The 19,995-nt window shown below is 68.9% G+C and carries 18 protein-coding genes; 10 read left to right on the top strand and 8 right to left on the bottom strand.

Annotation, left to right across the window (positions count from 1 at the left end; all coding sequences use genetic code 11):
- Positions 1 to 392 precede the first annotated feature (392 nt).
- Positions 393 to 1,697, top strand: coding sequence for a DUF222 domain-containing protein (locus ACI3KX_RS15050; protein WP_363355468.1), 1,305 nt, complete (start codon positions 393 to 395; stop codon positions 1,695 to 1,697).
- Positions 1,698 to 1,981: 284 nt separating this feature from the next.
- A complete protein-coding gene (locus tag ACI3KX_RS15055) occupies positions 1,982 to 2,578 on the top strand; it encodes a pyridoxamine 5'-phosphate oxidase family protein (RefSeq protein ID WP_363355470.1) in 597 nt (198 codons plus the stop codon).
- 117 nt (positions 2,579 to 2,695) lie between these two features.
- Here ACI3KX_RS15055 and ACI3KX_RS15060 read toward each other — a convergent pair whose 3' ends face one another.
- On the bottom strand, positions 2,696 to 3,667 hold the full coding sequence (locus tag ACI3KX_RS15060; protein WP_404910252.1) for an SDR family NAD(P)-dependent oxidoreductase: 972 nt from the start codon (positions 3,665 to 3,667) through the stop codon (positions 2,696 to 2,698).
- Positions 3,668 to 3,678: 11 nt separating this feature from the next.
- On the opposite strand from ACI3KX_RS15060, the gene ACI3KX_RS15065 reads away from it, so the two are divergent.
- The gene (locus tag ACI3KX_RS15065; RefSeq protein ID WP_363355472.1) at positions 3,679 to 4,269 is read left to right on the top strand and encodes a TetR/AcrR family transcriptional regulator; all 591 of its coding nucleotides are present in this window, start codon (positions 3,679 to 3,681) and stop codon (positions 4,267 to 4,269) included.
- 144 nt (positions 4,270 to 4,413) lie between these two features.
- On the opposite strand, the gene ACI3KX_RS15070 is transcribed toward ACI3KX_RS15065, so the two are convergent.
- Positions 4,414 to 4,902, bottom strand: coding sequence for a hemerythrin domain-containing protein (locus ACI3KX_RS15070; protein ID WP_363355474.1), 489 nt, complete (start codon positions 4,900 to 4,902; stop codon positions 4,414 to 4,416).
- Positions 4,903 to 5,202: 300 nt separating this feature from the next.
- Between ACI3KX_RS15070 and ACI3KX_RS15075 the strand changes: the two genes are divergently transcribed.
- Positions 5,203 to 5,796, top strand: coding sequence for a VOC family protein (locus ACI3KX_RS15075; RefSeq protein WP_363355476.1), 594 nt, complete (start codon positions 5,203 to 5,205; stop codon positions 5,794 to 5,796).
- A 227-nt stretch (positions 5,797 to 6,023) separates the two neighbouring features.
- A complete protein-coding gene (locus ACI3KX_RS15080; protein WP_363355478.1) occupies positions 6,024 to 6,422 on the top strand; it encodes a DUF6855 family protein in 399 nt (132 codons plus the stop codon).
- Between the two features lie 122 nt (positions 6,423 to 6,544).
- Here the strand turns inward: ACI3KX_RS15080 and ACI3KX_RS15085 are convergent, their stop codons facing one another.
- Positions 6,545 to 8,041, bottom strand: coding sequence for an aldehyde dehydrogenase family protein (locus ACI3KX_RS15085; protein WP_363355480.1), 1,497 nt, complete (start codon positions 8,039 to 8,041; stop codon positions 6,545 to 6,547).
- 304 nt (positions 8,042 to 8,345) lie between these two features.
- On the opposite strand from ACI3KX_RS15085, the gene ACI3KX_RS15090 reads away from it, so the two are divergent.
- Positions 8,346 to 9,008, top strand: a complete 663-nt coding sequence (locus ACI3KX_RS15090; RefSeq protein WP_404910253.1) for a GntR family transcriptional regulator — start codon at positions 8,346 to 8,348, stop codon at positions 9,006 to 9,008.
- A 360-nt stretch (positions 9,009 to 9,368) separates the two neighbouring features.
- On the opposite strand, the gene ACI3KX_RS15095 is transcribed toward ACI3KX_RS15090, so the two are convergent.
- From ACI3KX_RS15095 to ACI3KX_RS15115, 5 genes are read right to left on the bottom strand one after another with little or no spacing between them, the layout of a single operon-like run.
- Entirely contained in the window at positions 9,369 to 10,640 is a 1,272-nt protein-coding gene (locus ACI3KX_RS15095) for an ABC transporter substrate-binding protein (protein ID WP_363355484.1), read from the bottom strand.
- A 20-nt stretch (positions 10,641 to 10,660) separates the two neighbouring features.
- Complete coding sequence (locus tag ACI3KX_RS15100) at positions 10,661 to 11,854, bottom strand: branched-chain amino acid ABC transporter permease (protein ID WP_404910254.1); 1,194 nt, start codon at positions 11,852 to 11,854, stop codon at positions 10,661 to 10,663.
- Positions 11,854 to 12,735, bottom strand: a complete 882-nt coding sequence (locus tag ACI3KX_RS15105; RefSeq protein WP_349425520.1) for a branched-chain amino acid ABC transporter permease — start codon at positions 12,733 to 12,735, stop codon at positions 11,854 to 11,856. The genes ACI3KX_RS15100 and ACI3KX_RS15105 overlap by 1 nt, the downstream gene beginning before the upstream one ends.
- Before the next feature lies 1 nt (position 12,736).
- Complete coding sequence (locus ACI3KX_RS15110; RefSeq protein WP_349425521.1) at positions 12,737 to 13,447, bottom strand: ABC transporter ATP-binding protein; 711 nt, start codon at positions 13,445 to 13,447, stop codon at positions 12,737 to 12,739.
- Positions 13,434 to 14,246, bottom strand: coding sequence for an ABC transporter ATP-binding protein (locus ACI3KX_RS15115; RefSeq protein WP_349425522.1), 813 nt, complete (start codon positions 14,244 to 14,246; stop codon positions 13,434 to 13,436). The genes ACI3KX_RS15110 and ACI3KX_RS15115 overlap by 14 nt, the downstream gene beginning before the upstream one ends.
- Before the next feature lie 225 nt (positions 14,247 to 14,471).
- On the opposite strand from ACI3KX_RS15115, the gene ACI3KX_RS15120 reads away from it, so the two are divergent.
- The 4 genes from ACI3KX_RS15120 (at position 14,472) to ACI3KX_RS15135 (ending at position 19,844) form a co-directional block, all read left to right on the top strand.
- Positions 14,472 to 15,839, top strand: coding sequence for an aminomethyl transferase family protein (locus ACI3KX_RS15120; RefSeq protein WP_404910255.1), 1,368 nt, complete (start codon positions 14,472 to 14,474; stop codon positions 15,837 to 15,839).
- Positions 15,840 to 16,185: 346 nt separating this feature from the next.
- Positions 16,186 to 17,115: an IclR family transcriptional regulator gene (locus ACI3KX_RS15125; protein ID WP_404910256.1), complete on the top strand. Its 930-nt coding sequence runs from the start codon at positions 16,186 to 16,188 to the stop codon at positions 17,113 to 17,115.
- 11 nt (positions 17,116 to 17,126) lie between these two features.
- A complete protein-coding gene (locus ACI3KX_RS15130; protein WP_404910257.1) occupies positions 17,127 to 17,912 on the top strand; it encodes a DUF1932 domain-containing protein in 786 nt (261 codons plus the stop codon).
- A gap of 309 nt (positions 17,913 to 18,221) precedes the next feature.
- A complete protein-coding gene (locus ACI3KX_RS15135) occupies positions 18,222 to 19,844 on the top strand; it encodes a tannase/feruloyl esterase family alpha/beta hydrolase (RefSeq protein WP_404910258.1) in 1,623 nt (540 codons plus the stop codon).
- The last annotated feature ends 151 nt before the right edge of the window (positions 19,845 to 19,995 follow it).

The following is a 19,995-nucleotide window of genomic DNA, read 5'->3' on the forward strand; positions in this document are numbered from 1 at the left end:
GAGCTTGCGAGTCGAAACGCAGAGACGAAACGCGGTTCCTGATCCCCGGTCGTTGAGCGAGCGAGGAACGTGGTCGTTGAGCGAGCTTGCGAGTCGAAACGCAGAGACGAAACGCGGTTCCTGATCCCCGGTCGTTGAGCGAGCGAGGAACGTGGTCGTTGAGCGAGCTTGCGAGTCGAAACGCAGAGACGAAACGCGGTTCCTGATCCTCGGTCGTTGAGCGAGCGAGGAACGAGCGAGACGAAACGCCCGCACCCCGCGCCCACGTCGGTGGGCCGGTTCAATTCCTCCACAGGCGCCTCTCGCAGGCCTCTTCGCCAGGTTATCCACAGCATGGTTTCGCCTCTTGATCTGGGTGTTTGAATGTCGGAGGCCCTCGCCAGAATAGGGGCATGACGAACCTCGCCGACGCTCTCACGGAGCTCGGCGACGCGCTCGCGAAAGTGTCCGCGGCGGCGCTCGCCGACGGTGGGCTGCGGGGGTGCGCTGACACCGACGTGCTCGGTGCACTCGCGACGGCCGGCCGGATCCGGCGCAGCGCAGAAGCGGTCATGGTCGAGGCTGTCGCGGTGATCGTGGACCGTGATGGTGACGTCGGTCACGCTGACCGGCTCACGACGCGTTACGGATGCCGCAACATGAGCGAACTCGTGCAGCGCGCGACGCGCGTCTCGGGGCGGACGGCGTCCGATCTGATAGCCGCAGCGAACGCGGTGCAGCAGTCTGTCGCGTTGTCCACCGGTGAGGTGCTGCCGGCGGAGTTCCCGGGTATGCGGGCAGCGCTGAGCACCGTGCAGGTCGGCATCGACGGGATCATCGCGGTCACCGGCGCGTTCCGCGGCTGCCAGACCGGCCGGGCCGACATGCTCGCCGCAGACACCGAGCTGGCTGCCGCCGCGTGTGGCGAGGGAGTGGATGCCGCACCGCCGGCGTCGGCGGACGAGTTGCGCGCCCTGGCGCAGGTGTGGGCGGCGTACCTCGACCAGGACGGCGCGGAACCCGACGACACCCGTGCGCTCCGTCGGCGGGGTGTCAGCCTGGGTCGTCGCGGCGACGACGGCCTCGTCCCTCTTCGCGGACGCCTCCTCCCCGAACTGGCCGCGCAGCTGCAGCTCGGCTTCGACAGCGTTCTCAATCCGCGCGCCGACGGCGCACCGGCACCAGGGCCCTGCTTCGTCGAGGATCCGGAACGCGATCCATGGGAGCCCGTGGCGTCGGCGGCTGATCAGCGCAGCCACGCCCAGAAGCAGCACGACGCGTTCGCGGTGCTGCTCACCGCCGCCGCCGCATCCGGCGAACTACCCACCCTCGGCGGCGCTGCGCCCACCCTGGTGGTGTCGGTGCGCCAGGAGGACCTCGCAGCCGGCCACGGTCGCGCCCACCTCCCCGGCGACGACCAGCCGGTTCCGCTCCCGGTCGCCCGGCACATCGCCTGCACGGGTGCCATCGAACGCGTCGTGCTGGGCGAGAACGGGCGGATCGTGTCGATCACGACCCTGGACCGCATCTTCAACCACCACCAACGCAAAGCGATCACGCTCCGCGACGGCGGCTGCCTCATCCCCGGTTGCCATGTCCCACCGCAATGGTGCGAGCTCCACCATGTCGAAGAGCACTCCCGCGGCGGCCCGACGCACACTGATAACGGAGTCTTGCTCTGCTGGTTTCATCATCGAACGATCGACACCGGCGGCTGACACATCCGCATGCTCGACGGCATCCCATATGTGAAGGGCCCGTACTGGTGGGACGCGCAAGTGAAGTGGCGACCCGCCACGAAGTCCCCCACCCGAAGGCGCGACCTCATCGCCCTGCCCACGTGAACGTGGCACGCCGAGTCGAGCGTCGAGCGCGCGTAGGCGGACCCCTCAGCGTGCCGGAAGTTTCTGTTCCTCTGCCCCCGTGGAGATCGGCCGGGTCGCGTTGCGGGCTTGGTCCTCTCCTCCTCAGTTCGCCGGGATGCCAATGGCAGACTCGTGTCATGGAACCTCGAGTGACGAATGATCTCCGGGCCAGGTTGCGAGCCATCCCGAGCCTGACCGGGTCGGCGCCAGGTCTGGACACCGCAGCGTTACGCGCGGATCCTGCTGCACAGTTCGTCGACTGGCTTGATGACGCGGTCCTCGCGGACGTACCCGAGCCGCTCGCCATGACACTGTCGACGATCGGCGCCGATGGGATGCCAGACGCGAGGACGCTGATCCTCAAAGACGTCGACGCCCGCGGGTGGGCCTTCGCCGGCCGGGGATCGAGCCGGAGCGGTGCACAGCTTGCCGCGAACCCGGTGGCGGCTCTCACGTTCTGGTGGCAGCCGATGGTGCGTGCCGTGCGGGTGCGCGGGCGTGTCGTCCGTGCGACGCGAGCAGAGAGCGAGGCAGACCTTCTTTCGCGCAGCGCAGCGGCGCGGGCGGGTGTCCCCTCCGAGGACTGGACCCTATGGCGCCTCCAGCCCACACGGGTCGAGTTCTGGCAAGGATCAACCGATCGCCGACACACGCGCATCGTCTACCACCTCAACGGCGACGGCTGGTCGATGGATATCGCTCCGGGCGGCGACTCGTCAGAACACTCTTCCTGAGGGTTGTCGACAAGAAGCCGACTGTCCACGGCGGGTCCGCCAGCGCACTCCCGACAGCTGCGGGTGATGTTCGCTGATCGGTGGCGTTTCTCGTCCGTCGCCCTGCTGCGATCTGGCTCAGCTGGCTGCGGCAGCTATGTCCGCGTGTTCGGGGTGTGAAGCGGCGTGTTCGGCGGTCCGGCTGACGTTCTCCCAGGCCGCCCAGGTGGCGATGCGCTGCCCCGTGAGCTGGTGTGCGAGGTCATAGACCATGCTCCCGAGCAGCAACCGCAGTGGTGGTGTGTCGCTGTCCACGAGGGTGAGCATCGCGTCGGCTGCGAGGCGAGGGTCGCTGTCGACCGATCCCTCCGCCCACTGCCGCTCCAGCTCGGCCCGCAGCGGCGCATACGGCTCCCTCGGGTTTGTCGCGGTGATGTTCGAATACAGGTCGGTCCAATAGCCGCCGGGCTGCACAATCGTGACCTTCACGCCGAAAGAGGCCGCTTCCGCTGCCAGAGCTTCGCTCATCCCCTCGAGGGCGAACTTGCTCGCGCTGTAGAGCCCCGTGCTGGGGAAGCCACCGAGGGCCGCGATGCTCGAGATCTGGAGGATGTGGCCCGAGCCCTGCGCGCGCAGGTGCGGCATCACCGCTTGACTTACCCACAGTGCGCCGAAGAGGTTCACTTCGAACTGTGCCCGCGCCTGCTGCTCGGTGAATTCCTCCACCATGCCCATGGACAGGTTGCCGGCGTTGTTGACCACGACATCGAGCCCGCCGAAGCGCTCGACGGCAGCCGCGACGGCGGCGTCGACGGCGGCTTTGTCGGTCACGTCCAGATCCAGGGCGAGGACACGGTCCCGGTGATGTGCGGCAAACGTCGCTGCGGTTGCGGTTCGTGCGGCCGCGACGACACGATCGCCACGGTCAAGGGCCGCCGCCGCGAGAGCATGGCCGATGCCCCGACTCGCGCCGGTGATGAACCACGTGAGAGATGACGGGGAAGACTGAATCATGAGCACTCCTTGCTGAGACGAGACGGTTCGTCTCGCTTGAGATGAAGCTAGCACGGGTTCTCCACCATGGCAATACGCAACGTCTCGTCTTGCCATAGACTGCTGGCATGCCGAGCCCCGACCCCGCGCGACGCAACGAGAATGCACGCCGAGCCGTGCTCGACGCGACACTCGATCTGCTGCAGGAAGTGCCGTATCCCCGCATCACGATCGAAGGCATCGCATCGCGCGCCGGCGTCGGGAAGCAGACCATCTACCGGTGGTGGGCGTCGAAGGCGGCTGTCCTGTTCGACGCGTTCCTCCTCCTCAGCGCGCAAGACGGCGGTGACACGCCACGGCTCCCCGATACGGGCGATCTCCAGGCCGATCTCACCCTGGTGCTGCGGGCGACGGTCGCGGAGTTGAATGATCCGCGGCTCTCCGAACCGATGCGAGCCCTCGCCACCGAGCTTGCCCAGGATGAGAGTCTCGCCGAGGCCTACCATCGACAGCTCGACGCCCCGCTGCGCGAAGCCAAACGACAGCGTCTGCGCGAAGCGCAACAGGTGGGGCAGCTCGCGGACGACCTCGATCTCGACGTGGCGATCGACATCATCTGGGGGCCGATCCTCAATCGCTGGCTACAGCGGAGCGGCCCCTTGAGCAACGAGTATGTCGACGCACTCCTCCGCACCACCCTCCGAGGCATGCGGCCCTAGACGACACGCGCCCGTCCGGGTGAGTCCAGACAGAACCTCCCTAAGCGGAATCCCTAAGCGAGCGTGGCAGGAAGATCGTTGGCCGCCGTCTCGCTGCGGGCGCCACGGTTGGTGATGCTCCAGCGGGCCCGCGGGGTCACGCGGTCATAGTGGACCGAAGACGACGGCTGGGTCGGCATCAAGCTCGAGCTGGTCGAGTAGCGGTTCCAACTCTCGTTCCTCGAACCGGAAGTGTGACTCCATGATCGCCGCAAGACCCTCCAAGTGACGTGCGAGGCTCGCGGACGATTCGCCGGACCGCGCTGCGCTGTCGAATCCGGTCAGAAGGGAGGCGATCCTGTCGTGGTCTTGCCGGAGCATGCTGACCACACGTGCCGCTGCCGGGTACTGCTCGACGAGGGCGGGAAACAGCAGCGCGTCTTCTCCTCGGTGATGGCCGTCGAGAGCGAGGCAGAAGCCGTGGCAGTAGAGCAGGAGATCTCGCGAGGCGTCTGCGATATCCGCACCATCGCGGGCGGCCCGCTGCGCGGTGCTGAGTGCGAGACGAAGTCGTTCGTGGGCTTGGAGAAGCTGCTGTCGCCATGCGACGAGCCTCGGGATGTCGCTCACTACGATGTCGGTACGAGCTTGCATGGTGACCGCCTTTTTCGAGCGCCGAGCTGACCATGGGCCACCCAGCGCGCTCCCAGCCTAGGTGGCCACTCGGCTCAGACTTCAACTCCTTTTGTACGGTCCGGATCCGCTTGTACTGTTCGATCCGCTTGTACTGTTCGGATCCGCAAACGCGCATGTCGAACGGGGCGAGCTGTTGCTTCGCATCCAGGTCATTGAGCGCTGTTGCGGTCGGTACCGGGACAGCGAATGGTGGGTGCTGAGGACTGACACTGTCCGGATTGTCGGGGAGCATTGAGCGGACACACGAAGGAGTACCCCATGTCCACGTTGCCTTCCCTTCCCCTTCCGCCGGCCCCAGCCGGTTCGAACACCGTGAACTCATTCATCATGACGGACGACGCGACGGGCCTCATCGCCTTCGTCGGCGCTGTCTTCGATGCCGTCGAGAACCCCGACGCCCGCACGGCTGATGCCGACGGGCTCGTCCTCCACTCCGAGGTCCACATCGGTGACTCTCTCCTCACCATCGCCGACCGCAAGCCGGCGTGGCCGTACACCCCCGCGTTCACGCGCGTATACGTCGTCGATGCGGCGGCGACTCTCGAGCGGGCGGTCCAGCGCGGTGCACGGATCGTCACGGAGCCGACCGACTTCTGGGGTGATGTGTTCTCGCGTTTCGCCGACCCGTTCGGTCACCTGTGGTGGGTCTACCAGCACACCCCCGCAGAGCAGGAATGGGATGCCGCATCCGACACCTCCGACGCGTCTGGCGACATCGGCGAGTGGAATGCCGCGGATGCCTCCGCTGCAGGCGAGTCGTGGGAGAACTTCGCCACACCCGAACTCGACTACATCCACTCCACGCTCATCGATGCCATGAACAGCTTGCGCGACCCGCGGGAGAAGAACTGACCGGCCGCCAGCGGAGCGGTGGGCGCCGTGCGCCGCAGCACGACACAAGTCAACTAAGTTCGCGACACCGCGAATGGCGATGAAGAACTGCTCATTCAGCTCGACCCCGCGGCAGGGCAAGCTCTCGGTGGTGGACGCAGCGGCGGCTGGCGCGCACCAGCCGACAGTCTTTACGGCGACCCCCGGCACCGCCACACTGGGGTCGAACGGCCACTGAGGGAGAAGTCATGGCAGCAGGAACGAGCGGGGACCCGTGGGTGCTGCGCACAGCGCCTGGCACCTCGGAGTACACCATGTACCGCGATGGCGACGGGCTGGTGTGCCAGGTGGGCAGCACCCGCCTGACTTACCAGGCGCGGGCTATCGACGACCTCCACACCTGGTTGCTCGAACAGGGCGACTGGGTTCCGCTCGGCGCCGCAGACGAACAGAAACCTGCCGCCGACGGGTCCGTCGAAGCGTGGGGGCGCTCCGACTCCAACCCAGTCGGCGGGTGGTACGGCACCCGAAAGGGCTATCGCGGCCGCTTCGGGATGTACCTGCCCCCGCTACTCGAGGAACTCGGCATGGTTGAACTCGAGCACAACCCGCGCAGCAACCGTGTGCGAGCCCTTCCGCCAAAATGACCCGAGGGCTCCTGAGGACCGGCGCTGGCCCCTCAGACTCGAGAGCATCCAGGTGAACCTATATAGCCCGCGCGTGGATTCCACCCGCATAGGTCGACCCGGCCCCTGAGCCTGCCCACCTGTCAGTGGGCCATCGAGGCCAGCACCTCCGGGTCGAGCGTGGCGATCGAGCGGGTGTCCTGGAAAGCCCGCACGCCCTCGATGCCCTGCTCACGCCCGAAGCCCGACTGCTTCATGCCGCCGAACGGCGCACGCAGGTCGAGGCGGGTCGCCCCGTGGTCGTTGATCCACACGTAGCCGCACTCCAGCTGGGAACCGACGCGCTGCGCGGCCTCCGGCGAACCCGTCCACACCGATCCGCAGAGGCCGCCCCACGTGTCGTTGGCGAGGCGCACCGCCTCGGCCTCGTCGTCGAACGGGATCACCGGGATGACCGGGCCGAACTGCTCCTGGGTGACCACGCGCAGGTCGAGCTCGGGGTCGACGACGATCGCGGGGCGGACGAAGTTCCCGCCCGCCAGATCACCCCCCGGCAGGGAGCCGTACTCGCGCACATCGGCTCCGGCATCCTTCGCCTCCTGGATGATCTCGTCGACGAACGCCTTCTGAGCCGGCTGATGCAGCGGGCCCATCGTCGTGCCCTCGTCGAGGCCGTGGCCGAGCGTGGCCTTCTCGAGCCGCGCGGCGAGTCCCGCGACCAGCTCGTCCATCCGCGAACGGTGCACGTAGACGCGCTTGGCGTTCATGCAGATCTGCCCGGTGGTGTCGTAGATCGCGGCGTAGAGCCGGTCGAGGTGCGCGTCGTCGAGGATCGCGTCGTCGAGGAAGACCGCCGCGTCGTTCCCGCCCAGCTCGAGCGTCACGCGGGTCAGCGTCTTGGACGCCATCTCCATGATCCGCTTGCCGCCGTTCACACTGCCGGTGAAGCAGACCTTGGCGACGTCGGGGTTCTGGATGAGCTCGGCCATGTCCTGGTCGCGTCCGGTGACGACGTTCAGCACGCCCGGCGGCAGCTTCTCGGCGACCCGCTGCACGACCCGCGTGGTCGCCAGCGGCGCCGAGGGCGGCGGCTTCACGATCGCGGTGTTACCGGCCAGCAGCGCGTGCGGGAGCGCGGCGCCGAGGATCGCGATGGGCCAGTTGAACGGCACGATCACGGTCACGACGCCCAGTGGCTGGTACGACACCTCGGTCGACACCGGGATCGCGCCGGGCACCGGCGGCAGCGTCTTGGCGGCATCCACCTCGTCGGCGAGCATTAGGGCGAGGTTCCAGCGGATCTCGAACACGAGCCCGTCGATCCACGCCTCCATCCGGATCTTGCCGTTCTCCTGCGACAGGATCGCGGCATCCTCGTCGCGATCATCCGCGATGCCCGCGATCGCGGCCGCCATCTGCGCGGCGCGCTCCTGAGCCGTGAGCGCCGCCCACGCCGGGAAGGCCGCCTTCGCCGCGGCAACGGCATCCTTCACATCGGAGACGGATGCCGCGGCCGCCTCGCCGACGACCACTCCGGGCCTGCCGGGGTCGGGGATCGTCAGCACGTCCTCCGTGAACCGCTCCTCACCGCCGATGTACAGCCCCGTCCGAACCGATGTCCCCATCGCGGTCTCGCCCATGGAACGCCACCTCTCTGTGCCCTTTGGCTCCGGCTCTCGCCGGGGCTCGTGCTTCCCTGCTCCGGCTCTCGCCGGGCCTTGTGCTTCTTCATCACTCCGGCTATCGCCGAAGCACGATGTTCTGGTTGTCAGCGGGTCGACGCCGGTGCGTGGTCGACACCTGCTCCCAGCGTGCCTCTCGCATACGCGTGAATCAAGATTGTCGACGATTTTCGCGCAGATTTCGTATGAAATGCTTCCCGATGGGACCATCGTCGCGAGATAGTGTCAGTGCACGGACGAGGGCACCGAAGGGGATGGCCAGATGACGGATGCCGCAGTGCGCAGCGACGACGACGAGACGATGGAGCGGCCCGACCTCACACAGGTGATCCGCGAGGCGATCCTCGACGCCCAGTTCGCACCGCATCAGCGCCTCATCGAAGCCGACCTGAGCGAGCGGTACGGCGCATCGCGCGCCTCGGTGCGCACCGCCCTGCTCAATCTCGCCGGGGAGGGACTCGTCGAGCGCCTGCCCAACCGCGGCGCGCGCGTGCGCGCGATCACCGTCGACGAGGCGATCGAGATCGTCGAGGTGCGCATAGGCCTCGAGACGCTCTGCGCGCGCAAGGCCGCCGAGAACCTCACGCCCGCCGATGCCGAGCGCCTGCGCGCGCTGCGCGCCGACATCGAAGCGGCGATCGCGTCGGGCGACCTCATGGCGTACTCGCGCCTCAACCAGGAGCTCGACCGCCGCATCCGCGACCTCAGCCGCCACGGCACCGCCACGCAGCTGCTCGAGCGCCTGCGCGCCCAGTCGGCGCGCCACCAGTTCCGCCTCGCGTTCCACCCCGGCCGCGCCGCGACGTCGGCTCCCGAGCACATCGCGATCATCGACGCGATCCTCGCCAAGGACCCCGACGCCGCCGAGGCCGCGACGCGCGCGCACCTCTCGGGCATCGTCAAGGTCCTGCACGGCATGGAGTGATCGCCGCTCGGCGCGTTTCGTCTCTGCGTTTCGACTCGCAAGCTCGCTCAACGACCGCGTTCCTCGCTCGCTCAACGACCGGGCGCGGAGCGCGTTTCGTCTCTGCGTTTCGACTCGCAAGCTCGCTCAACGACCGCGTTCCTCGCTCGCTCAACGACCGGGGTGCGAGGGCGTTTCGACCGGGAGCGCGTTTCGTCTCTGCATTTCGACTCGCAAGCTCGCTCAACGACCGCGTTCCTCGCTCGCTCAACGACCGGGGGCGGAACTTCCGGTCGTTGAGCGAGCGAAGCGAGACGAAGCGCACCGGCGCACGGCGAAGGGGCGGCCGGATGCTCCGGTCGCCCCTCCGCACTCCTCAGGTCACTCGTCCCAGCTCTCGGCGGGGGCGTAGCCCTTGCCGTTGTACTTCTGCACCTGCACGGTCGAGACGGCGGGCAGGCCGTCCTCGGTCGTGTCTACGGTGGAGCCCTCGAGCATGAGCGGCGCCGTGAAGCCCGAGACGTCGCGCAGCGCTTCCATGAAGTTGTCGCGCGTCGGCTCGGTCATGTTGCCGAACACCTCCTCGAGCGTCGCCCCGATCTGGTACGACCAGACGCAGTGCGGGAACGCCGGGACGTCCGGGTAGTTCGCGTACTCCGCGAGCTGCTCGAGGAATGCGGCGCCCTCCTCGCTCTCGGCGAACGTCGGCGCAGCCGCCGACTGCGCGAACGCCACGGTGTAGACGCCGGGGAACGCCGCGGCGCCACCCGGCTCGAGGATCGCCGTCGGGCTCGACGTGTTCGACGGCAGGAACCACGAGGGCAGCCAGCCGAGCTCCTGCGACTTCTGCAGCGACGAGATCACCAGCGGGGTGATCGACATCGCGTTGAAGAACACGTCGGCGCCCGAGCCGGCCAGCTCGGTCAGCTGCGCGTCGACCGAGGTGTCGGTGGCCTCGTAGGTGAGCTCCTTGACGACCTCGATGTTGTCGGCGCCCTCGATGGCGGTCTTGAAGCCCTCGACGTAGCCCTCGCCGTAGTCGTCGTTCTGCGACAGGATCGCGACCTTGTGGTCTTCGGCCGATCCGGCGAGCAGCTCGCCGAACGCCTCGCCCTCGTTCTGGTAGATCGGCACGAAGCCGAGCTGCCAGGGGCTCTCCTCCTGGTTGCTGAAGATCGGGTCGCCCGTCATGATCAGCACCTGCGGCACCTCGTCGGCGATCGCCGCGTCGAGCCACGCCCGGTTGGTGGGCGTGCCGAGGCCGGCGGTCATCGCGAAGACGCTGCTCTTGAGCTGGTCGTAGTTCGCCTTGGCCTTCTGCGGGTCGTACTCGTCGTCCAGCGCCTCGATCTCGACGGTGCGGGTGTTGCCGTCGCCGAACTCCACGCCGCCCTCGGCGTTCCGGGCGCCGAAGTACGCGGTGATGCCGGCGACCGTGCAGGTGCCCGGACCGGCGGTCGGACCCGACAGCGGGGTGGTGATGCCGAGGGTGATCGAGTCGTCGGTGATACCCGGACTCGCCTCGGCGGCGCCGCCGTCGTCGGTGTCGTTCGGCGATCCGCCGCCGCGTGCGCAGCCGGCAGCGAGGACGGCGACGATGCCGATCCCCGCGACGACCGAGGCGACGCGCATCCTTCTGCGATTCGTGCTCATGGGTCATGCCTCTCTGTGTGTTACGACTGCGTCGTAGGTGGTGGTGACTGCGTCGTAGGTGGTGGTGGTGACTGCGTCGTAGGTGGTGGTGGTGACTGGGTCGTAGGTGGTGGTGGTGGTGACTGCGCCGAAGGGACGCCCAGTGCGTCGCCGACGGTGGAGGTTCCGGTGACGGATGCCGCGGCATCCGCCTGCATGGCACCGCCGACGGGTCCACCCGGACGACCGGAGCCGGTGTCGCGCCCGCGTCGCCGCCACAGGCTCGGAAGCGATACCAGGCCGCCGGGCAGGATGAACAGCACGACCAGGAGGATGGCGCCCTGCAGCATGGCGGTGATGTTCGGGTCGATGAGGTTGGTGACCTGCGGCAGCAGCACGTACCAGATGCCCCCGAGGAGCGAGCCGAGGATGCTGCCGGCGCCGCCGATCACCATCGACGCGAGCAGCTCGATCGAGTGGCCGAAGTGCAGCGTCTCGGGCGAGGTGTACTGGATGACGACCATGTAGAGGAAGCCGCTCACGCCGCCGATGAGCGATGCGATGGTGAACGCGAGCACCTTGAAGCGGTACGGCGACACGCCCAGCGACCCGGCGACCGCCTCGTTGCCCTTCACGATCGCGAAGGCCCGGCCGTACTTGCCCCGCACGAGATTGCGCGTGAGCATGAAGGTGATGCCGCCGATGAGGAAGACGATGTACAGCTGCCACTGGTCGTCGTACAGGCCGGTCCACTCCGGTGCGCCCGAGAAGCGGGCGGAGGTGCCCTGCGAGCCGCCCGTGAAGTCGGACAGGCGCTTGGCGAGCGGCACGCCGATGATCGGCAGCGCGATCGTCACCATGGCGATGGCGAGTCCGCCCAGACGCGCGGCGGCGAGGGCGATGACCAGGCCGATGACCGCGGGGACCAGGCACGCGAGCACGAAGACGAGCACGACGTTCCAGTCGGCATTGACGCCGAACGCCGTGACGTAGGCGCCGACGCCGACGAAGAAGATCTGGCCGAGCGAGACCTGGCCGGTGTAGCCCATCACGACGTTGAGGCCCAGGACGGCGACGGCGAAGACGCCGATACGGGCGATCGTCTGGTTGGCGAACTCCGGGAGCATCAGCGGCAGCACGATCATCAGCACGATGACGAGGCCGATGACGGCCCAGCGCACCCAGGGGCGCTCGAGGAGGGGCGACCGGTTGGAGAGGTCCGTGTTCGCAGCCATCAGACGCGCACCACCGCTTTCCGTCCGAACAGGCCCTGTGGTCGCAGGAAGAGCACGACGAAGATGAGGATGAAGGGCACCGCGATCTTCAGGTCGTGACCGATGAACGGCACGTAGACGGCGGCGAGGTTCTCGAGCACGCCGATGAGCCACGCGGCCACCACGACGCCGATGGGGCTCGACAGGCCGCCGAGGATGCACGCGGCGAGCGCGTAGACGAGGGCGGAGTCCATCATCCCGGGCGTGAGGGTCAGCTGCGGCGCCACGAGCACGCCGGCGACCGCGCCGAGGACGGCCGCCAGCCCCCAGCCGATCATGAGGTTGCGGCCGACGTTCACGCCGGAGAACGCGGCGGACGCGGGATTGATCGCGACTGCGCGCAGCGCGAGACCGAGTTTGGTGCCCAGGAACAGCGCCTGCAGCAGCAGCATGCATGCGACGATCACGATGAAGGTGCCGAGCGAGCGGACGCTGATCACCGCCCCAGCGATCTGGATGGTCTCGAGCGGGAACAGTGAGGGGAACAGCCGGTTGTTGTACGTCCAGATCCAGGCGCAGAACCCCGTGATCAAGGTGAGCAGGCCGATCGTCACGACGACGGCGGTGTCGGGGTCGCCCCGCTCGAAGCGCCGGATGAGATACCGCTCGATGACGGCTCCGAGGAAGAACGAGATGACGACCGCTGCGAGGATCGCGAGCAGGAGCGGGATGCCGAGGCCGTTCAGCGCCCACGCGATGTAGGCGGACAGCACCGCCATGCCGCCCTGCGCGAAGTTGATGAGCCCGGTCGCCTGGTTCACCAGCACGATCGCGAGCGCGAGGGCGGCGTAGATCGAGCCGGTCGAGAGGCCGTCGATGACGAGCTGGATGAACGTGCCCACGTCAGCCTCCCAGGTACGCGCGGCGGATCTCGTCCATGCCCTTGAGCTCCGCCGACGAGCCGGTGAGGGCGTTGCGCCCTGTCTCGAGCACCGTGGCGCTGTCGACGAGGGTGAAGGCGAGGTTGGCGTTCTGCTCGACCACGAGCATCGCGATGCCCGATTCGCTGCGCAGCCGGCCGATCGCCTGGTACACGCTCTTCGCGGTGCCGGGAGCGAGACCGAGTGATGCCTCGTCCAGCAGCAGCAGCCGCGGCTTCGACATGATGGCGCGGGCGATCGCGAGCATCTGCTGCTCGCCGCCCGAGAGCGCCGAGCCGTTGGAGCGGATCCGGTCCTGCAGCTGCGGGAACAGGTCGAGGCAGTAGTCCATGTCCGACGCGATGCCCTTGCGGTCCTTGCGCTTGTAGGCGCCGACCCTGAGGTTCTCCCGCACCGTCAGATTGCCGAGCGTGCCGCGCCCCTCCGGCACGTGCGCGATCCCGCGTGCGGCGACCTGGTCGGGACGCAGTCCCCGCAGGTCCTTGCCGTCGAAGCGGATCGTTCCCGTCGAGCGCACGGTCCCCGAGATCGCGCGCAGCGTCGTGGTCTTCCCAGCGCCGTTCGCGCCGAGGATGCCGACCGCGCCCCCGTCGGGGACCACCAGCGAGACGCCCTCGAGCACCTGGACGCGGCCGTAGAAGGCGCGCACGTCGGCCAGTTCAAGCAGCGTCATCGACCGCGTCCTTCCCGATGTAGGCCTCGATGACGCGGGGGTCGGCCTGCGCCTCCGCGGCCGAGCCCTCCATCAGCTTGCGGCCGTGATCGAGCACCACGACGCGGTCGGTGAGCGCCGAGATGAGCCCCATGTTGTGCTCGACGATCACCACCGTGATGTCCTCGTCGCGCACCCGCCGCACCGTCTCGATGAGCTGCTCCACCTCGGCGTGCGGGAGGCCTGCCGCCGGTTCGTCGAGGAGGAGGAGGCCGGGGTGGGTGAGCAGCGCGCGGCAGAGCTCGATGCCCTTGTGCAGTCCGTGCGACAGCTCGTCGGCCCGCATCTGGGCGGCCCACCCGAGGCCGTTGCGCTCCAGGAGGTCGAGCGCCTCCTGCCGCAGCGCCTTCTCGGCGCGCACCGTGCGCGGCAGCCGCAGGGACCACTCCACCGGACCGCCGGGAAGGCGCGTATGGGCGCCGAGGAGCACGTTCTCGAGCACGGTCTCGCGCAGCTGGAGCGCGGGATGCTGGAACGTCCGCGCCAGCCCCTTCCGCGCGAGCGTGGCCGGGGACGACCCGACGACCTCGACGTCATCGATCGTGATGGAGCCGGCGCTCGGCCGGTAGTGACCGCTCACGCAGTTGAAGAGCGACGTCTTGCCGGCGCCGTTGGGGCCGACCAGGCCGAAGATCTGACCCGGCTCCACGGTGAAGCTCACGTCCTCGAGCACCTTGACGCCGCCGAAATGAAGGCTGACGTCGCGGACTGCGAGCCGAGCGCCCATGGCCCCACCTTTCGCGTCGTCGCGTGTGGTCATCAAGGGGACTCGAGTCCTCCCCTGCTGGGAAAGCTACGGATCCCCGGAAAGATTGTCAACGATTTTGGTGTGAAGTTTCGCAACCGTGACCCTGCGATTCGATGCTGGCCCGCCCGACCGGGGGATGCGGCATCCGATTCCGTTCAACGGAACAGCGCGGACGAGCCACCGGAAGGAGCTCTTACGCTGACCGCAGCTTCCGCAACAAACGAAGGAGGGTCGACGATGACCGAGACACTCGCCCAGGCGATCGATCGCGCAGGCAGCGCGGTGGAACTGCTGCGTAACCAGAACTGGCCGGCATTCACATTCCCGGTCGCACCGGAGTTCACGAACTGGCGCGACGAGCAGCGGGCCTGGAACACGTCGGTCGCGCTCATGGACCAGTCGCACCACATGACGCAGCTGTTCCTCGACGGCGCCGACCTCATCCCGCTGCTGAGCTCGATCTCGCCCAACACGTTCGCGACGTTCCGTCCCGGCGTCGCGAAGCAGCTGATCTCGGTGAACCAGGACGGCTACCTCATCGGCGACGGCATCCTGTTCTACAACGCCGAGGGCCCCGAGGGCCTCGTGCTCATCGGGCACCACATCCTCATCGACTGGGTGCGCTTCAACGTCGAGAAGGCGCAGTCCGCCGGCCAGGACGTCCGGTACCGCCTCGAGGCCAACTCGCACATGCGGCAGGGACCGCCGACCTTCTACCGCTACGAGCTGCAGGGCCCCCACGCCGACCTCGTCATGGAGAAGGTGTTCGGCGGGCCGGCGCCCGAGATCAAGTTCTTCCACATCGGCGACGTGACCATCGCCGGGCGGCCGGTCAAGGCGCTCCGCCACGGCATGGCCGGACAGCCGGGGTTCGAGTTCTACGGCCCCTGGGAAGACAACGAGATCGTGCTCGAGGCGCTGATGACGGCGGGCGAGGAGCACGACATCCGCCGTGTCGGAGCGAAGGCGTACTCGTCGTCGCCGCTGGAGTCGGGCTGGGTGCCGACCCCCTTCCCCGCCGTGTTCGACGATGACTTCGCGGAGTACCGCGCGTGGCTCCCCGCCGCGCGCATCGGCTCGGTCGCCGGCTCGCTGTACTCGAGCGACGTCCACGACTTCTACATGACGCCGTTCGACATCGGCCTCGGGCGCTCGGTGCGCTTCGACCACGACTTCCACGGACGCGAGGCGCTCGAGAAGCACGCCGAGAACCAGCGGCGCCGCAAGGTCACGCTGATCTGGAACGCCGACGACGTCGCGGCGGTCGTCCGTTCGCAGGTCGAGCCCGGCACGCCCGCGAAGTACCTGGACTTCCCGAAGGCCCGCTACGGGCTGTACCAGATGGACGAGATCCTGAAGGACGGCGAGCGCGTGGGGATCTCGACGGATGCCGGATACGTCGCGTACGACCAGCTCTACATGTCGCTGGCCACCCTGGACGTGGGGCTCCGCGACGGCGACGAGGTCGAGGTCGTCTGGGGCGAGGATCCGATCTCCCGCAAGGACTCGGTGGACGCCGACCACCGCCAGGTGCGCATCCGTGCGACCGTCGCCCCCGCGCCCTACCACGACTACGCCCGGACGGTGTACCGCGCGAACGCCTGAAGCGCGTTCGGCGCGTTTCGTCTCGCTTCGCTCGCTCAACGACCGGTCGTTGAGCGAGCGAGGAACGAGCGAGACGAAACACCCCCACCCCCGGTCGTTGAGCGAGCGAGGAACGAGCGAGACGAAACGCGCTCCCACCCCCGGTCGTTGAGCGAGCGAGGAACGAGCGAGACGAAACACCCCCACCCCCGGTCGCTGAGCGAGCGAAGAACGAGCGAGACGAAACGCCCCCACCACCGGTCGTTGAGCGAGCGAGGAACGAGCGAGACGAAACGCCCCGGTTCCGCTGAACGGAACTCCGCGATGCCCGCGGGGTTACGATGGCGGCGTCATCGAGGAGGATGCCGTGGCACGAGGATCTGCGGGCGAGTCGGTCCTGCACCGGCACCTGCGCGTGCTCGAGAGCTTCGACGCGTGGCATCCGTTCCTCACGCTCAGCGAGATCGCCGATGCCGCCGGAGTGCCGCGCTCGAGCGCGCACCGGCTCATCGCCGAGCTCGAGCGCGAGGGACTGCTCGAACGGCTGCCCGATCGCACGTACCGCCTCGGTGTGCGGCTGTGGGAGTTCGCCAGCCGCACGCCGGGCGCGGTCGGTCTCCGCGAGATCGCGCGCCCGTGGCTGGGCGCCGTGCACGAACGGGTGCGTCAGCACGCGCAGCTGGGCGTGCTGAGCGGGCGCGATGTGCTCTTCATCGATCGGATGTCGACCCGCGAGGCCGTCGTGAACGCGACGCTCATCGGCGGACGCATCCCGCTGCACGCATCCTCCAGCGGTCTCGCACTGCTGGCCTATGCCGACAACGCACTTGTCAACGACGTGATCGCGCGCGGGCTGCGACCCTACACCGAGCGCACGATCCGCACGGGCGCGGAGCTGCGCGCGCAGCTGCGGCGCGTGCGCGAGGACGGCTACGCGGTGACGGAGGGCGCCATCCACGCCGAGTCGCGCGGCATCGCGGTGCCCGTGACCGGACCGGGCGGCAGCGTGTACGCCGCCATCGGCGTGGTGGTCCCCAACGACGGCGCCTCGACCCACGGGTACGCCGAGCTGCTGCGCCGCGCCGCCACCGGCATCGCGCGCGAGCTCGCTGCCGCGTATCGGCCCGACGTCGACGAGCGCACCCACGGCATCCGCTCGCTCGTGAGCGGGTCGCGCCGCTCGCTCGAGTACCTCGAGAGTCTCGACACCGACCCGCACGACACCGGCGCGCCGGTCGCTGCGGGCATCTCCGACCCCGCCCCCGGCGCCCGCCCCGGGTCTGCGCCGGTGCTCTAAGGTTGGCGGCCATGACGACGATCGCGATCCTCGGCCTCGGCGAAGCCGGCCGTCGTTACGCCCGCGGCCTGGCGCATGCCGGGGCCGACGTCCGCGCCTTCGACCCCGCCCACGACCTCGGCGACCCCGATGTGCCGCAGTTCGCGACGCTGGCCGAGGCCCTCGCCGGGGCAGACGTGGCGCTGAGCCTCGTCACCGGGCATGCCGCGGCATCCGTCGCCCGCGAGGCGCTGCCCCACATCGCCGCAGGGGCCGTCTACGCCGATCTCAACACCGCCGCCCCCGACCTCAAGCAGCGCATCGCCCGCCTGGCCGCCGACCACGGGCTCGCGATGGCCGATGTCGCGGTGCTCGCGCCCGTGGTGCGCGCCGGGCACCGGACGCCGCTCCTCGCGAGCGGGACCGGAGCCCGCCGGTTCGCCGAGCGCGTCGGTCCGTTCGAGGTGCCCGTCGAGGTCATCGACGGCGACGCGGGTGAGGCGGCGCGCCTGCGGCTGCTGCGGAGCGTGTTCATGAAGGGGCTGGCGGCGCTCGTGCTCGAGGGACTCGGCGCCGCGCGCGCCGCCGGAGCCGAGGAGTGGCTGCGCGCGCAGATGGCGGACGAGCTGGGTCCCGACGGCGCCGCGCTCGTCGACCGGCTCGTCGACGGCTCGACCCTGCACGCCGTGCGCCGCGAGCACGAGGTGCGCGCGGCCCTGGCGGCCCTCGAGTCGTCGGGACAGCCCGCCGACATGACGCGCGCGACGCTCGCGTGGTTCGAGCGGCTCGTCGCCGACCGCGACGATTCCGGTCGTTGAGCACGCGAGGAACGTGGTCGTCGAGCGAGCTTGCGAGACGAAACGCAGAGACGAAACGCGCCAGACCCGACGCGAACCCTCGGTCGCAGGCGTTTCGTCTTCGGGCGCCAGAGCGCCCTCCGCTCAACGACCGATATCCGTTGCCCGCGGCGCGAGACCGGCAACATACCCGCATCGCCCGCCCGGCACAACGACGAAGCGCATTGGACGGAAGTGCCGTTGCCGCCGGCGCGAGCGCATGTCATCGTCGCCGCACACGCACGGCGCCGGCCCCACGGCGGCTGCGGTTCACAACGCGAAGGAGCGTCGATGAAATCCACGTTCAGGCGGCTGTCAGCGGTGTCGCTGGCCGTCGCCGCAGCTCTCGTCCTCACGGCCGGCGTCTCGTCGGCCACGGCAGCCCCCGGCGGTCCCCACGCCGGATCGCCCACCCTCACGGCATCCGAGTGCACGTCTCTCGCCGGCCTCACGATCTCCGCGAAGGACATCGGCCTGCCGACGAACGGCGCCGACGTCGAGACGGCGGTGTGGGATGCCGCCGGCAGCTACTGCGCGGTCACCGGCTGGATCCGCGCGGTCTCGGCACCGCAGGACATGCAGTTCCAGGTGAACCTCCCCGCTGCCTGGAACGAGCGCACCCTGCAGTTCGGCGGCGGCGGGTTCGACGGATCTCTGGTCACCGCGACCGGCGCCTACACCGCCCAGCCGGCCGGCACCCCGACCGCGCTGTCGCAGGGCTGGGTCACCCTCGGCTCCGACGGCGGCCACCAGGGCGCACCCGGGTTCGACGGCACCTTCCAGCTCGACGAGGAGCTGTTCCTCAACTACGGGCAGTGGTCGGTCAAGAAGGCGCACGATGCGGCCGCGGTGGTCATCGAGGCGGCCTACGGCATGGACGCCGAGTGGTCGTACTTCATCGGCGGCTCGCAGGGCGGGCACGAGGCCCTCGACGCGGCGGCGCGCTACCCGAAGGACTACGACGGCGTCATCGCGAACTACCCGGCCTACAACGTCACGATGATGCACGTGGGCGCGGTCAACTTCCGCGACGCGCTGCAGCTCGAGGGCGGCGCCGGGCACCTCAACTCCGCCGAGACGGCGACGATCACCAACGCGGTCTACGCGACGTGCGACGGGCTGGACGGGGCCGTGGACGGGATCGTCAGCAACGTCTCCGGCTGCGACGCGGCGTTCGACATCCAGTCGCTCGCCTGCCCGGCAGGAGTGGATGCCGCCACCGTCGACACCTGCCTCTCGGATGTCGAGATCGCGGCCGCGGTGAAGATCAGCACCGACTACGACCTGGGCATCGACATCGAGGGCAACTCGATCTTCGCGAAGAGCGCACTCCTCGAAGGGGCCCTGTACCAGGGCTTCGCGGGCTTCGGCACCAGCGCGCAGGCGCAGGGGCTGCAGTTCGCCGTGTTCGAGGCCACGATGCGGTACGGCGTCGCGGGTGATCCCCCCGGCTTCGACCCGTACACGGTCGATCCGCTGGACTACGCCGACCGGGTGCAGGAGGTGGGCGAGATCATGGACGTGACGGATGTCTCGCTCAACCAGTTCCGCGCGCACGGGGGCAAGATCATCCTGACCCACGGCACCATCGACGACTTCATCACGCCGCACAACACGGTGCAGTACTGGGAGGCGCTCCAGGACGAGTTCGGCAAGCGCCTCGACAGGTTCGCGAAGTTCTACATGGTGCCGGGCTGGGGCCACGGCCAGGGCCGGTTCGTGGCGCAGTACGACGGCCTCGACGCCATCGTCGACTGGGTCGAGCAGGGCGTCGCCCCGTCCGGCCTCGTGGCGAGCGACGGCAACGCGGGCGCCGACCGCACGCGCCCGATGTGCGAGTACCCGGCCTGGCCGGAGTACTCGGGCGCCGGATCGATCGACGACGCGAGCTCGTACGCCTGCGTGACGGGATGATCGCGCGACGCGTCTCGTCGTGACGCGCGAGGGCCCGGGCATCCGCCGATGCCCGGGCCCTCGACATCCGACATCGCCGCGGCGTTCAAGTGTCACGACACGCCGCCACCTCCACTCCGAAGCGACACTTCGTGACCCCGGACGCGCGCCG

It is taken from the genome of Microbacterium sp. ZW CA_36 (genome assembly GCF_044987475.1).
Taxonomy (GTDB): Bacteria; Actinomycetota; Actinomycetes; order Actinomycetales; family Microbacteriaceae; genus Microbacterium.